A 14,603-nucleotide genomic window follows, 5' to 3' on the forward strand; every position below is an offset into this window, starting at 1 on the left:
CGCCGAAACAATCTGAACATGGACCGCGGTCGAGGCCGTTGGCCAAATCTGAAAGCTCGGCGTCGTCCAGTGGGCGCGAGGGCTCCAGCGGCCTGAGGAGGTCGAGCTCAATATCGCCTGGGCGCTGGCCGGTTTCCGAAGCGATAGCCTCGATGCACAGGTTCAGCTGTAGGCAGGCCTGCCAGCCGCAATCATCGCAAAATGGAGGCGGCGCGCTCATGACCAGTTCCACCCCACCTGCGTCATGCCGCGCGGTCCTGACGAAGGACGCGAACGTCAGCCAAGTCAGGCCGAAGGTCAGCCACGGTGACAGCGCCGTTTGTGGTGCGGTCGATGGCGATGGCGAGATCGGTCGGGCATCTTTCCTGCCCGCGCTCGATCCGGCTCATGCGCCCCTTGGACGAAAGCCCTACACGCCCTGCCATGGTTTGCAGGGTGATCTTCTGATTGCGACGCCAAGTTCCAAGCTTCATAGCGCGCATTGTTCCAATAAATGGAACACGGAGTCAAACGAATATGTTCCAAAAAATGGCGCAGACGGAACGCGGCGAAACACTCACTATTCCGGCATGGAATCGGACTGGCACATAACGGAGTGGCTGACCTACGCTCAGAAGCGGCAGGCCGATCTGGTCAACGACCTTGGCTGGAGTCGGCGTAAGGCGTCAGACGTCTGCAACGGAGTCCAGCCCTATAAGCGTGACATCGTAAACGAAGTCGCTGTGTGGCTTGGCGTTGAGCCATACGAGTTGTTGATGTCGCCTGACGAAGCCATAAGGCTCCGCCACATACGCCAAGCCATGTTGGCTATCGCCGAACAGCCATCTCCGCTCAAAGACTTGAAAGATTAGCCCCGGTCGTAAGGACACAAAACTGAACAAGACGCGAGACGATTGGTATCTGCGGGACTGGATGGCCCACTTCGGCAAACGCCAAATCGCGTTGGTCAACGAACTCGGCTGGAACAAACAAAAGGCAAGCTATCTTTGGAACGGAAAGCAGCCATTTAACCGCGACATACTCAATGAGGTCGCGGCTTGGCTGGACATACAGTCGTATGAGCTGTTGATGCCGCCCGACGAAGCCATGCGGCTACGTCAACTTCGGAAGGCCATGCTGGCGATTGCGGCACAGCCGTCACCTTTAGAAGAACTAAAGAAGTAGATCATGTGGCCACTGCAGGTACGAGACGCTTGCGCGCCGCGCCGATCGGCAATTGAATCTTCGGGTTCGGGGTGGCTGACGGATTAATGGTCCGCTCGATCGTCAGCGATGCGACGAAGGTGTGGCCACACGGCTCCTCGCCGTCGATGTTCTCGCACTGATAGCGGATCTCTTTGAACAGTGGCGTGACCAGCTTCGATGTCCGCGCACCGGCAGGACCGCCGCAGTGCGGGCAATCTATGACAACGCCTCGATGGTTGCGGCCAGCCTGACGGGATTTCAAAGCGAGCGCTGCAGCGGAAAGATCTTGTACTGACATGCGATAACTCGGATGACGCCCCATCCATAATTCATCATGTATGACAGTTGCTTATATCGCAACGCTAGACGAACGCCGTGGTGTTTTTTTAAGTCGACGCGGCAGATCCGCCACGCTCCATCTGCAGGGACGTACCGAGGCCATTACCCGTCAGAGAGTGGCGTGTTTCAACCACCAGCCAATCCTCGGCATCGATCTGCGGTTTGAAGCCTGTGACTTTGACAGTCTTCTCCGGGAAAATGTCGGGCCGACCGGCGGCGAGGGTGAGCGAAAATTTGGCGGCCCCACGCTGTAGGCGCTTGTATTCCGCGTCGGCAGCGCGGCGGGCGCTGGCCTCGCTGGCATAGGTGCGCGCCAGCTTCTTGGCGTTTTCCTCATTGCCGACGACGATTTTCTTGCGAACGCCAGCGGCGCGGTCTTGCCACTCGGCCACCACGCCCGAATAGGATCCGCGCTCCGCTGCCTCCCAGGTGTGGCTGTCGCCGTCGCGGCGCGTGATCTGCGCCAGATCGAGGGCTTGGCCTGACGGGCTCTGACCGGCACCGCAGGCCATGAAGATCAGGCTACCGGCCTTCACGGTGGCAACCGCGTCATGCAGACGGCCCAGACGAGCGATCAGGGCCGCGTCGGATTCCTGGCTCTGGGCCAGATGCGCGAGGGTGACGGTGGCCTTTTCCGGCGAGCAGCGCAGCTGCAGCCCGTTCCGTGCAGCCAACTCGCCCAGGATCGTGCCCAGGGTTTGATTTGACCAGGACTGTGTACGACGGCGGCGGAAGGCGCGGGTCAGATCAGCCGATCGCGCACGGATTGTAAGAACGTCCGGCGTTCCCGAGTGGATCAGCTGGTCCACCTTGTATCGGCCTTTGTCGATCATGACGGCACCAGCCGATCCGCCAAGATCCCGCCAGCCGAGTTGCAGGGTGATGATTGCACCGGCCGGAGGCAGGGCGAGCATACCGTCATGGTCAGCCAGAACGATCGATAGCTCGTCCGCGTCCGCCCCGCGCTTTTCTGTCAGGTCCAGACTGACCAGCCGGTGCGATACTTCGGCACCGATGTCCTTGCCATCGACGATCAGCTTCCAGACGGCCTGTCGGTGGATGTACTGGCCCGTCACGTCCCGACCTCGGTGGCATCTGAGGTTTCGCCTTCTTCAGGAAGATCATCATCCATGCGCTTCAGCGTGATCGTGAAGTCACTCACGCGCGCCTGACCATTGTCCATGATGCCCCGCTGGGTCTCGTCCAGCCCTGTAATGACGAATGCGCCGAACACGCGGCCTGTGCCGTCGACCAAAGGAAAGGCCTCGCCCGTTCCCGCCATGTCGCGCAGCTGGTCCAGCGCGTCGGCGGCGCCCATGGCGATGGGGGCCAGAGATCCGGTCAGGGTGATATCGTCCTCACCGGCACCGGTGAACTGCCCTTTAGGGCGGGCGCCGACGCGATCGCTGGTCGGATGACGCCAGCTGGAGCGGCGCTGCAGCTGGGTGTAGGTGAGGGTAGGCAGGTCAAACACGAACATGCCGAGCGTCATTAGCGCCATGAGACTTGCCCTGATGTAGCGAAGTGGTCTGGCGAGGGCATTAGTCAAACCCCTCTGGATCATCGCCGAAGCCGGATAGGTTGGAGCCGCCGTCGAGGACTTTCTTGATTTCGGTTGCCAGATCCACTGACGACTGTCCTGGCTGTTGCTGGATGATGATGGTCACGCCGCCATAAGACACGGACGCCGGAGTTGAGGCCGAGGTCGCGGCGATCGATGGTCCGATCTGTGGCCCGTTATCGAAGGCAAGGGCGGGCGATGCCGCACCCACGGCCAGAGCGGCAGTCATTCCTGCGCCAATGCTGCTGACCTTGTTGATCGCACTGCCTGCAGATCTGTCGAGACCTTGAGCAAGGCCTGCCACGGTGTAGTCGCCGAGTTGCGCGAAGACGCGGCTGGGCGAGTGGATGCCCAACTTGGCCTTGAGCGCGCCGACCAGGCGACCGCCCAGATTGGCCACAGACGAAAGGATCCGGGGCAGGCCGCCCATCAGGCCATTGATCAGGCCATTGATCAGATCCGCGCCGATCGACCGGAAGTTGGCACCAAGAGCCTGCAGTCCCGGCCAGACCATTTGGAAAGCCTTGATGAGAAGCCCGAGGGGCGAGAAATTCATGAACAGCTGCACAAGCCCCTGAATGGCGGCAGCGCCGACCTCTTTGATCTTGGCCCAGAGACCGGCGAACCACTGGGAGACAGCGCCCCAGTTGCGATAGATCAGGTAGACTACGCCAGCCAGTACCGCGACCGCCGCCACAACGGCCAGAACAATCCATGTGATCGGGTTGGCCAGCAGCGCGGCGGTGAACGCCCAGGTAGACACTGCGGCTGCTTTCAAGCCCAGAAGCAGCGGCGCGAACAGGGCCGCTGATCCCGCCAGGGCAAACTGGAGCAGGGCGAACGGGCCGAGCACCGCCGCGACTGCCAGAGCCAGCCCTCCGAAGATCAGCAGGGCGCCCGCCACAACACCAAGCAGGGTTCCGGCCACCTTGATGACCTTGGGGTGTTTGTTGGCGTATGCGGTCATGGCTGTCGCGGCGGTTTGCACACGATCGGCCACGGCCTCGATGACCGGCAGGAATTGCGTCCCTGCAGTGATAGCTAACCCTCGGATGCTCGTGGTGGCCCGATCGACGCCGGCCTTTGCGCCAGACATACGATTATCGAACTCGACAGCCATGGAGCCAGCGGTCTTTTCAGCATCTGCTACGGCATTGAGGTTCGTCTTGAGCACATCCAGCTGGGTCAGCATAGGCGCAATGGCCGCCACCGATTCGGATCCAAACAGCTGGGTCAGTATCGAAGCCTGACGATCCGGTGACAGCTTGCTTACCCGCTCGAGCACATCAACAATAGTGCCTCCGGCGTCCTGCTGCATGGCTTTTGACACGGCGACGGCCTCGAGGCCGAGAGCTTTGTAGGCCGTGCGCTGAGCCTTGGTGGCCGCTTCGCCTTTGGTGAGCGCGAGCATGGTGTTCTTAATGCCGGTCGCGGCCACCTCTTGGGCGACGCCCATGCCGACAATTGTTGAGCCGAGCGCGGCCACCTCTTTTGCGGCCAGACCCGCGACCCCGCCGAGAGGACCGACACGGGTCACAACATCCGAGATAGCTAGCGCTGTCGCATTGCCGTTGTCCCCCAGATAGTTGATCTGATCAGCAAGGCCGCGCACAGCCACTTGGTTAAGGCCGAATGCAACGCGCCATGTGGCCAGCTTCTGGCCTGCATCCTCTGCAGTTGTGCCAAAGGCTACGGCCATCTGGCCAGCATCACGACCAAACTCGATAAGCTCGCCGCGCGGGATTTTTGCCTGTCCGGCAGCCGCAATGATCGAGCTAACCCCCTCGGCAGCAATGGCCAAATCACCGGAAAGGCCGATGATGTCGGTATTCATTTGGGTGAACTGTTGGGGCGTGTCGAAATCCACCACCTTCTTGACGTCGAGCATGGCGTCTTGAAAGCTGGTGGCAGCCCGACCAGCCATGACGAGCGGTGCCGCCACGGCCATGCCCGCGCCGATCGACGACGCTCCGGCACCGGCAGCGGTACCGGCAAAGGCCTGGGTGCTGTCATAGCGAGAACGGGCGGCGGCGATACGCTTCTGGCGATCTTCCAGCTGCGCCAGTTTTTCGCGCTGCTCGACCAGTGCCTGATTGGCCTTGCGGGTATCATTGGCCAGTTTAGCTTCGGCCCCGGACAGGTTCTTTGTCGAATAGCCCGCGCGGTCCAATCGACCGCGGATATCCTGCAGAGTGCGGCTGTGCGCTTCTTCGGCAGCCTTCAGATTGCGGACACGGTCGCGGGCCTGTTCGAACGCGCGGCTCAGCTGCTTTGTCGGGTTGGCCGTGTTCTTATGCGCCTGCGCCAGCCTTGCCGCCTCGGTGCGGGCGGCCTTCAGGCTTTCGCGTGTCTGGCCCAGCTTGTCGGTCATCTGGCGATAGGCGCTGACATCACGCGAGGCGCGCTGCAGATCGCTGACCCGTTCGCGCGCCGAACGCAGGGCCTTCGAGGTGGCGTCGCTGGACCCGCGCACTTCCTTGAGGAACCGCGTGGCATTGCCAGCGGCGTTCATGATCAGGGAAAGGCGCAGGTTTCGCGACATAGTTCAAAGGTTCAATAGCTTGGCGTCACTTCTTGGGTGGCGCGTTCATCTTGTTCCAGCGATCGACAGCCTTGTTGCGCCAGCTGGTGATTTCGCCGATCGACATGTCGGCCATCACATCCGGCGACCAGTGAAACACCACGGCGATATCGGCCATGGCGTCATCGATCAGGTTAGGCCAGCTTCCAGACGCTGTTTCTTCGAAAGCAAAAAAGCGGTGATTTCGCCCGCGATGGCGGCGCAGTCCTCACCCGGCATCGACAGATATTCCTGCTCGGTGATGACCGGCGTCGAGATGCGCGGGACCACCTTTGAAACGGCGATCACGTCCATATTGTAGAGATCCACCAGCTTGACGCCGCGCAGCGCTCCACCGAGTGGGCGGCGCAGGGTCACCGAGGTGATCTTTTGGTCGCCCTGCTGAAGCGGTGTGTCGAGCGGGACGGTGACGGTTTGGGGATGGGTTTGGTCTTGGGGTTTGTCGGTCATCGGATAATCCGGCGTTTTGAAAAAGAAGGCGGCGGGCCGATCTGACCCGCCGGATCAAAGCGATCAGTTCAGGCCGAGAATGCTGCGCTCTTGCGCCATGCGGTCGACACCGTTGACGATGAAGACCTTGTTCATGATGTCGATCTCGAACTCGACACGGCCATTGCGGGTCTGCTTGTAATAGACACAGGCGGTCTTGTAGGTGACCTCGGTGTCACCGCCGACCTCGTCGCCACCGGCATCGATCCCGTAGGTGCGACCGCGCACCGTGATTTCGACGCGGTCGTAATCGCCGGATCCTTCGCGCTGATAGGCACCGGTGAAGCGCAGCTGGGTCGCATCCACGGCATGCTCGGCGAAGGTCGCATTCAGAGCCGGGATCTCGCCGCCATAGACGTGTTCGACCTCCAGGGCCGCCAGTCCGTTGAAGATTTTGACCGGCGCAATCATGCCGCCGCCACGATGGTCTTCGCCTTCCATCTCGAGCGTCGGGCGGGTGAAGGTCTTGCATTCACCCATGAAGCTTTCGCCATTGCCGTGAACGACCATGTCCTTAAGTTTGCGTGGCAGGTTCATAGATTTTATTCCTGATAATTCGAGGGCTTGTCGCTGTTTCTGAGTTCAGCGGATCAGGCGGCGAGGGCGTTGAAGTCGGCGTAGTATTCGTCGGTGATCTGGCTATCGATGCCCAGATCCTCGAGCGGCGCGACGGGGGTGAAGCGATACCCGATGCGCAGCTTGCCGAGCGCCAGCTGGTCTGCCGTGTTGGCGTCGGTCAGATAGGCTTCTGCGCCGATGATCTGGCCTGCCGATTTGAGACGGCGGAACAGGGCGTTGATGCTTTCGACGATGTCGCGGGCCAGCGCCGGGGTCAGCGGGCGGTCGATATAGGGGAAGACGCCATCGGCGATCGTGTCGCGCAGGATGGCGTTGGTGCGAACAGCCGTCTCGAATGCGAAGCGCGGATCGGTCGAGCAGCCACGGTTGCCCCAGAAGCGGAAGCCGTCGCGGCGGATCAGGCAGGTGATGTCGGCACCGTTCAGCAGACCAGCCTCGGTGTTTTCGTCCTGCAGATCCCAGCTGACCATGGTCTCGATGCCGGTGACGCCTGCGACCGCGACATTGGAGATCGATTTGTGGAAGCCGACTTCCTGATCCAGACGGGCGCGCAAGCCCACGGCCACAGCGGCTGCGTAGGTCGGGCCGACCACCTTGGTGAAAGGATCGGGCGCAAGGAAGTTGCCGAAGATCAGGAACAGTTCACGTTGGGTGAAGTTGTCGCGGAAGGCTGCGGCTGCGGTCACCGTGCGGGTCGGGCCTGCCTCGAAATAGGCCACGGCGTTCAGCTTGGCGGCCACGATGCCGAGCGCAGCCCCGACAGTCTGTGCCGAAACACCAGGTACAGCCAGGATGCGCGGACGCACACCGGTAACGCCCTCGGCATCCAGCAGGGCCTGCATACCGACGCGGGATCCTGCAGCACCCCCACCGATCAGGTTGGCCAGCAGAGACGCTTCCTGGTCCTCGGCGTTTCCGCCGGTGCCTTCGGCAACGCGAACCACCACGCCGACCGCGCGGGCCTGGTCACCAATGGCCTTGAGGGAAGTGGCCAAGGTGCCTCCGGCACCGGCGGCGACAATCGAGGCCTCGATGTCGGTGACCAGAACCGGGGTGTTCAGCGGGAAGACATTGGCATCAGCGGCAGGCGCGGTGGCGACAATGCCCCAGATGGCCGTGGCCGCAATCGCCAGCGTGGTGGCACCGGCTGCGACTTCGATGATTTTTACGCCGTGCGGGCGGGGCGTGAGAGCCATAAGAGGATCCTTGATTGCGGCATCAGTTGAAGAGGGGGATGTCGACCCACAGGGACTGCCTGCGGGGCAGGTCGGTACGAACAAGGTTCAGTTTGAGTGACCTGCTGGAGCCGGAGCCGGTCAGCTGGACCGATTTCAGGCGGCAGCGGCGGTGCCAGCGCATCAGAGCCATGGCCGTCGCGCCGAAGATCCGCAGCCGTGTGACCTCGTTCATCGGCTGGTCGATCAGTTCAGGCAGATAGGAGCCGTAGTCCCGCCGCATGACGCGCGACCCGATCGGCGTGGTCAGGATGTCGGCCACAGACCGGCGGATGTATTCGTCGGTCACGGGTGACAGGGATTGGCCGGTCACAGGATTCAGCCCGCTCATTGCGGCGCTCCGCTGATGCCCGATCCGGTCTGCACGCCAGTGTGTTTGTGGCCCTTCAGCGACTTGCCTGCGCCCACCACATCGGTTTCCGCAGACACCGTGCCGGTGCTGCTGATGTCGCCGGTCACGCTAACGTGGCCAGTGATGGCAAGATCGGCCTCGATCGCCACGCCGGACGGCGCGATCAGGGTGGCGCGGCCCGGAAGGTCCAGCTGCAGCAGGTTGGCGCTGGGATCATAGGCGATCAGCGCGCCGTCTTTGAATTGAAGGGCGACCTTGTTGCCGAGATTTAGAGGGGGCATGGCAGTCGAAGGCAGCGAACCGCTGATGTAGGCCCGCTCGATATCACCCTCTGGGCAAATGACAGTGACGGGCTGGCCGACCGTCAGAGGGATCCAGATCGTGGTGTCCCCGACCGACTGCGCCCATTGGCAGGGCGGGGTCTCGATGTCGCCAATGCGAACGACCGCTGTGCCCTGATCCAAATCGACTGCAGCGACCACGCCTTCACGCACCAGATCACTGATAGCGCGATCGGTGTCTGCAGCAGCGGATGGACGGGCGGCACGGGTCATGCGGCGACGATTGCCGCATTAGTCGGCGCATGCTGCGTTTGGCTGTTGTCGGGGGCGCTCCGTACAACAACCGGCATTAGTTTCTGACGAAGCCGTGAACGCGTGGCGGGCCGGATATCAGACCGACCCGCCGGAGATGCGCTATTGGGCTGACGACACAAAGGTCGGGGTGATCGGCCACGTCACGGATTGCGGGAACTCGGCCTGCAAGGGCACATCGCGTAGGTCCTGGAGATACTGGAGCAGTTCCAGATACTCGGCGTGGCTAAGCGTCGTCGCCGTCTCCAAGGCGAGTTGGCTCGTGTGGCGCTCGACCATCCATTGTACATCAGCGATCCGCGCATCGCGATCGCGACGCAGACTTGCGGCGAGCTGGTCGGTCGTCGGCGGGGGCGGGGGCGCAACAGAGGGGTGGCCTTCTTCATCCGCCGTCAAGACCATGCCCTCCGATAGCTCTTCGAGAATCTCGGCGTGGCGGGCTCGATCAATCTCGATGGCGTCACTCGGCAGTTCATGCGACCAAATGGCGGCGTCATAGAAGGCTAGACGTGAGGCGCTAAAAAACAGCGTGGCGGGCGCGATGTCATGCTGGGTATCAGCTGCGTCTTGGTTTTGCGGTGCTTCATTCATCATTGTAGGAGGCCTTTAGGGGATCACCGGCATTTCGCCATCGTTGGGCGGCCACTCACCGCCGCCGCCGCCGCCGCCGCCATAGGCCGGGTCGGGAGTGCCGGTCGCACGACCGATGGCCATCCATTCGTATCCGGTCAGATTGTACGAGTTCGTATTGGCCCGGTTCGCCAAGAACACAATGCGGTCCTGATAGCGACCAACCACCTGCATATAGTAGTCATAGCCGGTGTTCTGAGCGACGTTGCGAGGGATAGCCATGGCCACGAGGCATCCGCCACCGAATGCGACCGGCAGAGTGGTGTGCACGGGGCCTTCGCTGTATGAGGCGTTGCTCACACCCCATTGGATGATCAGGTCGGTGCCAGGGATCTGTTGATAGCCGCTGACGCCAATGGCTCGCGGAAATGCCCACAGGAGCGCGGGGCTTAGCATGCGATCTCCAACGGAGGCGTTCAGTAACTCGGCGTATGTGGCAAAGCGAAGGTTGCCCGAGTGATAGATCAGATGCGCGACCGCGCCCTGCGACCATCCGCCAAACTTGAGCTGGTTGTCAGTATCAAGGCCAAGAAATGCGGCGTGTTCGAGTGGCCGGTGAAAGCATAGATAGGCGGCACCGGTGCCGATAGCTCGGATTTCCAGCCCTGCACGGCCATCGATTTGCCCGCTGGCAATCGGCGTCTGACCCTGCGTCAAAAAGCTTTTGTAGCCCAAAACGTCAGCATCAGCGTTCGGGTTGGTCCAACCATTCGCATCGGCCTTGGTAGCCGGGTTAAAATTCTGCGTGGTCCACAGCTGCGTCGCTACACCGGGCGCAAGTCCGGTGATATCGATGTTCAGGCCACGCCAAGGTGACAGCTGCTCCTGAATGAAGAGTGTGTTGCCGATAAAATCAAACAGGATCCCGCCATTCACGCCGGTCCCTTCACCTGGCCCCTCCAGCATCAGCAGCCCGCCTTGATTACCGGCTCTTCGCTTGACTGTTGTCCACGCGGGCAACCGTACTGCACCGGTGAGATCGGCGCTATCGATAGGCGCTTTGCCTGCTAAGGCCGATGCCAATCCGGTGATCTTTTCCATGGCGAGCGACGGAATACGCCCGACAGAAAATATACCTTGGCTAATGTCGTCAGCATGATGGCCGTGCTGCGTATTGGCTTTACCCGCCAGAGCCGCCGACAGACCTTCGATCTGGGACACGGTGTGTCCATGGATGGCCGCAGCTTTGCCCGCCAGAGCGTCGGCCAGACCCGTGATCTTGCTCATCGCCAGCGACGGAATGCGGCTGGCATTGAAAGTGCCTGTTTCGATATCGGCCGCGTCGTGCTTGTGGCCAAGGGCTGCGAAGCCGCTCAAAGCCGACAGGGCGCGCTTCAGAAGGCGCGGTGTAATATAACGCCAGTTATCGGTGCCCGCGTCGGCTTCGGCATCTGTGGCGACCTCGGTGATACCGGCTACGGTCTCACTGGCCGGTGGCAGGGTGAAGCCGACAGGGCCGAACTCCACCTGTTCGGTATCGAGCGTCAACAGCTTGGCATCGACGGCCAGCAGCAGCATGGCCGCTGACGACTTCTCGATGATCGGCTCGGCCTGACTGTAGACGGCAAATAGCACACCGGTGCTGGTGTACAGGCCAAAGGCGCGCAGGGCATAGGCGCTGGCGCTTTCGTCCCGAATGGTGACGTGCAAGGTGTCGTTGGCCACGACATCACCCGCCATGGTCGCCAAACGCTTGGTTTCATTGGGCAGGGCGGTGAGGCTCTTCAGGGGACCGGTGACAGCCTGCGTCGATACGCCAACCTCGGACAGAATGAAGGCAGTTGTGCCGTTGTTCTGTGCATTGATCAGGGCGGCGCGGCCCGCGTCGGTAATTGTGATGGTAAAGCCGGACATCGGTCAGTGGGCCTCGGTCAGTGAAAGTCGGCGATAGATGGCGGGACGTGCGGCAGCGATGGCGGCGATCGCCCCGGTGGCCTGAAAGCCCTGGGTAACTGTGAACCAGCTGCGGGCGGGCTTGGTGCGGGCGACGCCGTCAATGACCTCTTCGATAAAATCCTGACTGGCGGTCGCGCCATCGTCACCGCCGACAGTCAGAACCATGTCGAAGGTGTGCGGCTCTCCCGGCGGATCCATCTGCCACCATTCGCGAAGCGCAATCTGACCGCCAAAGGCCTGCACGACGGCGCGGACGGAGGCCGCAGAGCCTTTGCGTTGATGCAGGTCCATGGATGTGGCGATCAGGTTTCGCTTCACACGATCCGACCAGTTGGGGTTCCAGGTATCGACCGACAGGGTGAAGGCCAGCCACGGCAGAAAGCGCGAGGGGCAGGTCTCTGGATTTACCAGATCGCGCAGCGGCGACGGGATGCGGTCCAGCGCGCGACTGAGGGCTTCGATTGCCCGCTCGACCGGCGTGGCATTCGGCGGCAACAGTGATGTGGGATCTGCAGATCGAAGGTCGGTCATTCGGCCAGTCCGCCATGTGTAACCGAGACACCGGTGCACAGCGCGGCTTGCAGCGGCGTGATGACGATCGAGGCCTGCGGCTTGATCAGCTCCACGTCCTGGACGCCGTCAGGACACAGGGCCGCGATGATCGAGGCCCGCGTGATGTCGCGGCCAAGGCGGTACGACCGCGCGATATGGTCATCGAGACGCGCGCGGGCCAGCGACATCACGACCTCGCTATCGGGGCCGTTGAAAGTCTTGATGACCGCTTCGACTTCGAAGGGCACTATGGTGGCCGAGGCCACGATGACGTGGTCGGTTAGGGGGCGCACGTCTTCGCTGGATACGGCTGCCGCGACGGCATCGAGCAAGGCTTGATCGGCTACGCCTCCCTCGGCCCGAGACAGGACAGACACCAGCACCGTGCCTGCTGATGGCGAGGTGCAGGATGCATCCAGCACCTCCGGTGAGGCCTCACGCGCTAGCTTCACATAGGCACCGGCGGGACCGGCCACCGAAAAGCCCTCGGGACCAAGCATGGCCCGTTCGCGCAACGATGAATCGCTTTCCATCACGGCGGGAGTGCCCGTCAACGGGTCTGCCGGAGTAATGGTCATGCGGGTTGCAAAGGGAGCCGCCACGACATCGAGGTCAGCGCCAGTCGCATAGGGCAGGGTCATCGCCTTGGCCGCGTCGTTGATGCGCTGGCGAAGGTTGAGTTCTCGATAGGCCCAGATCTGGATCAGCTTGACCAGAACTTCGCTTTCGTCCTGCAGCACCGATGCGGTCTCAGGGACAAGAGCGATCAGGCTGGCCTTCATTTCCTCGACGATCCGCTCGAAATTCAGCGTCTCGATCACCGCCGGAAAGGGCAGGCGGGATAGATCAACGGCGGTCGTGCCGCCCGAGGGGCCGGAATATTGGGTCATGGCGCGACGCTAACCGCGCGCCCTATCAGGGCTGACCGGCGGATGTTGTCACGGGCGCTCTGTACAACAGCGCTACCCTATGAGGGGGCGGGCGCGAGTGGGTCAGCGCATATTGCCGGGCCTCTGACCCTATAGCCGGCTCTGCGATTGAAGAACGGCGCGATGCATGAGACGGTTCCGCGATGTGCAACCTGTATTCCAACCGTAAAGGCCCTGCCGCGATCCTCGATCTGGCCCGCGCCACGCGTAATGCAGCAGGCAATCTTGAGCCGGGGAACATCTATCCAGACTATGCAGCCCCGATCGTGCGGACAGAGGGTGCCGACCGCGTACTCGCGACGGCACGTTGGGGCATGCCATCGTCTCGCAAGGCCATTCTGGACGCAGCGACCAAACGGGCGGACAGATTGCGGGCCAAGGGGAAGGACATTGACTTCGACCAGCTGCTCAAGATGGAGCCGGACGGCGGCACGACCAATGTGCGCAACACGTCATCGCTGCACTGGAGGCGCTGGTTGACCCCGGAACACCGCTGTCTTGTGCCGTTCACGGCCTTTAGCGAACCGGGGAGGGATGCCATGGGCAAATACAGGCCCGTATGGTTTGCGCTGGATCGGCCGGAGGACGATCCTCTGGCCTTCTTTGCGGGTATCCAGATGCAGGGCTGGCAGGGCGTGCGCAAGATCAAGACAGGCTGGGAGACAGCAGACCTATTCGCCTTTCTGACAACCGAGCCCAGCGAGCCGGTGAAGTCGGTGCACCCAAAGGCCATGCCCGTCATTCTGACCGAGCCCGACGAAATCGAGAAATGGATGACTGCCCCGTGGGAAGAGGCTCGGCGCTTGCAAAAACCGTTACCGGCGGATGCCCTTCAAATGTGTTGACGGTTTCTTTTCACATTCAAGACTTGAAATGTAGATCGACGTTCTTCAAGCGATCAAATCACACAGTTTTCTGGCGAGGCAGCCTTGGTTTTTTTCCTTTTAATATTGGTGGGACTCATAGCTTGGTTCGTTATTGCTGCAGTGCAGCGGGCCAATCGTCGGATGGCATACGCCGATCAAAAGTCCGCTGAACGCGAGCTTAGCGCGCTGCAAGGCGAGCCCCAGTTAATGCCCACATGGATGTCGAAACCTGGTCATCTGCGCGCATTCTTAGACACTGTCCAAAGAATGCTTAAAACGAGGCAAGTTCCGGAGGAATTTGTTAAACGTATTTTGCATGACGATCTAGAGTATCACCGTATTTTGCATTTGGTCACGCTAATGGAGCGCCGAGGAAATGGGATGTCGGCTCAGTTGACTGCGGCTGCGGACTACATTTGGGACAAATGGGTTATTCATGAGCACCATCAGTTAGGAATTCCAACTTGGGTGCAGAACCGGGCAGAGGTCGAAAAGTTTATGGTGCGCGTCAACGCTGACACGCGTGAAAGAGCAATCCCAGACGCTTTTTTCAGGGCCAGAATAGACGAGCGCTCCACGATTGAAGACCTTTTCCGACGCGTATCCGACGCAGAACAAAGAGGGGCATCACTTGATAAGCAAGTGATTGCCGCAGCCGACGTCATTAGTGATGAATGGGTGCTGCTAAATGAGGCAGACCAAAAATTCTTTCAAAAACAGGATGCGCTTGAAACTCTACGCGCAGGATCCGATGCGATAAAGAAGCTCCGGGAGTTCGGCTATAGACCGCCAGCGAACTAACCTCCCGATTGGTCT

At 61.2% G+C, this 14,603-nt stretch carries 18 protein-coding genes; 4 read left to right on the forward strand and 14 right to left on the reverse strand.

Annotation, left to right across the window (positions count from 1 at the left end):
- Window positions 1-218 precede the first annotated feature (218 nt).
- Both B3B04_RS10295 and B3B04_RS10300 read left to right on the forward strand, forming a co-directional pair.
- Window positions 219-851: a hypothetical protein gene (locus B3B04_RS10295; RefSeq protein ID WP_292042561.1), complete on the forward strand. Its 633-nt coding sequence runs from the start codon at window positions 219-221 to the stop codon at window positions 849-851.
- Between the two features lie 61 nt (window positions 852-912).
- A complete protein-coding gene (locus B3B04_RS10300; protein ID WP_292042563.1) occupies window positions 913-1,164 on the forward strand; it encodes a hypothetical protein in 252 nt (83 codons plus the stop codon).
- Between the two features lies 1 nt (window position 1,165).
- Here the strand turns inward: B3B04_RS10300 and B3B04_RS10305 are convergent, their stop codons facing one another.
- From B3B04_RS10305 to B3B04_RS10370, 14 genes are all read right to left on the reverse strand, one after another.
- Window positions 1,166-1,483, reverse strand: a complete 318-nt coding sequence (locus B3B04_RS10305; RefSeq protein ID WP_292042566.1) for an ogr/Delta-like zinc finger family protein — start codon at window positions 1,481-1,483, stop codon at window positions 1,166-1,168.
- 88 nt (window positions 1,484-1,571) lie between these two features.
- Window positions 1,572-2,600 carry a contractile injection system protein, VgrG/Pvc8 family gene (locus B3B04_RS10310; RefSeq protein ID WP_292042569.1) on the reverse strand — a complete coding sequence of 343 codons (1,029 nt, stop codon included), beginning with the start codon at window positions 2,598-2,600 and terminating at the stop codon, window positions 1,572-1,574.
- Window positions 2,597-3,025 carry a phage tail protein gene (locus B3B04_RS10315; protein WP_292042571.1) on the reverse strand — a complete coding sequence of 143 codons (429 nt, stop codon included), beginning with the start codon at window positions 3,023-3,025 and terminating at the stop codon, window positions 2,597-2,599. The genes B3B04_RS10310 and B3B04_RS10315 overlap by 4 nt, the downstream gene beginning before the upstream one ends.
- A 40-nt stretch (window positions 3,026-3,065) precedes the next feature.
- Window positions 3,066-5,627 carry a phage tail tape measure protein gene (locus tag B3B04_RS10320; protein WP_292042575.1) on the reverse strand — a complete coding sequence of 854 codons (2,562 nt, stop codon included), beginning with the start codon at window positions 5,625-5,627 and terminating at the stop codon, window positions 3,066-3,068.
- A 25-nt stretch (window positions 5,628-5,652) separates the two neighbouring features.
- Complete coding sequence (locus tag B3B04_RS10325) at window positions 5,653-5,784, reverse strand: GpE family phage tail protein (protein WP_292042579.1); 132 nt, start codon at window positions 5,782-5,784, stop codon at window positions 5,653-5,655.
- A gap of 11 nt (window positions 5,785-5,795) precedes the next feature.
- Complete coding sequence (locus B3B04_RS10330; protein WP_292042582.1) at window positions 5,796-6,116, reverse strand: phage tail assembly protein; 321 nt, start codon at window positions 6,114-6,116, stop codon at window positions 5,796-5,798.
- Between the two features lie 63 nt (window positions 6,117-6,179).
- The gene (locus tag B3B04_RS10335; RefSeq protein ID WP_292042584.1) at window positions 6,180-6,692 is read right to left on the reverse strand and encodes a phage major tail tube protein; all 513 of its coding nucleotides are present in this window, start codon (window positions 6,690-6,692) and stop codon (window positions 6,180-6,182) included.
- 53 nt (window positions 6,693-6,745) lie between these two features.
- Window positions 6,746-7,930 carry a phage tail sheath subtilisin-like domain-containing protein gene (locus tag B3B04_RS10340; RefSeq protein WP_292042587.1) on the reverse strand — a complete coding sequence of 395 codons (1,185 nt, stop codon included), beginning with the start codon at window positions 7,928-7,930 and terminating at the stop codon, window positions 6,746-6,748.
- Between the two features lie 22 nt (window positions 7,931-7,952).
- A complete protein-coding gene (locus tag B3B04_RS10345) occupies window positions 7,953-8,300 on the reverse strand; it encodes a GPW/gp25 family protein (RefSeq protein ID WP_292042589.1) in 348 nt (115 codons plus the stop codon).
- Window positions 8,297-8,875 carry a phage baseplate assembly protein V gene (locus B3B04_RS10350; protein ID WP_292042591.1) on the reverse strand — a complete coding sequence of 193 codons (579 nt, stop codon included), beginning with the start codon at window positions 8,873-8,875 and terminating at the stop codon, window positions 8,297-8,299. Before B3B04_RS10350 ends, B3B04_RS10345 begins: the two co-directional genes overlap by 4 nt.
- A 141-nt stretch (window positions 8,876-9,016) precedes the next feature.
- The gene (locus B3B04_RS10355) at window positions 9,017-9,508 is read right to left on the reverse strand and encodes a phage tail assembly chaperone (RefSeq protein WP_292042593.1); all 492 of its coding nucleotides are present in this window, start codon (window positions 9,506-9,508) and stop codon (window positions 9,017-9,019) included.
- Between the two features lie 12 nt (window positions 9,509-9,520).
- Entirely contained in the window at window positions 9,521-11,398 is a 1,878-nt protein-coding gene (locus B3B04_RS10360; RefSeq protein ID WP_292042595.1) for a gp53-like domain-containing protein, read from the reverse strand.
- Between the two features lie 3 nt (window positions 11,399-11,401).
- Complete coding sequence (locus B3B04_RS10365; RefSeq protein ID WP_292042597.1) at window positions 11,402-11,971, reverse strand: phage tail protein I; 570 nt, start codon at window positions 11,969-11,971, stop codon at window positions 11,402-11,404.
- The gene (locus B3B04_RS10370; RefSeq protein WP_292042598.1) at window positions 11,968-12,882 is read right to left on the reverse strand and encodes a baseplate assembly protein; all 915 of its coding nucleotides are present in this window, start codon (window positions 12,880-12,882) and stop codon (window positions 11,968-11,970) included. The genes B3B04_RS10365 and B3B04_RS10370 overlap by 4 nt, the downstream gene beginning before the upstream one ends.
- A 182-nt stretch (window positions 12,883-13,064) precedes the next feature.
- Between B3B04_RS10370 and B3B04_RS10375 the strand changes: the two genes are divergently transcribed.
- Complete coding sequence (locus B3B04_RS10375; protein WP_292042599.1) at window positions 13,065-13,766, forward strand: SOS response-associated peptidase; 702 nt, start codon at window positions 13,065-13,067, stop codon at window positions 13,764-13,766.
- Window positions 13,767-13,850: 84 nt separating this feature from the next.
- Window positions 13,851-14,588: a hypothetical protein gene (locus B3B04_RS10380; protein ID WP_292042601.1), complete on the forward strand. Its 738-nt coding sequence runs from the start codon at window positions 13,851-13,853 to the stop codon at window positions 14,586-14,588.
- Window positions 14,589-14,603 lie beyond the last annotated feature (15 nt).

The sequence above is a fragment of the Brevundimonas sp. UBA5713 genome (assembly GCF_002419815.1).
Taxonomy (GTDB): domain Bacteria; phylum Pseudomonadota; class Alphaproteobacteria; order Caulobacterales; family Caulobacteraceae; genus Brevundimonas.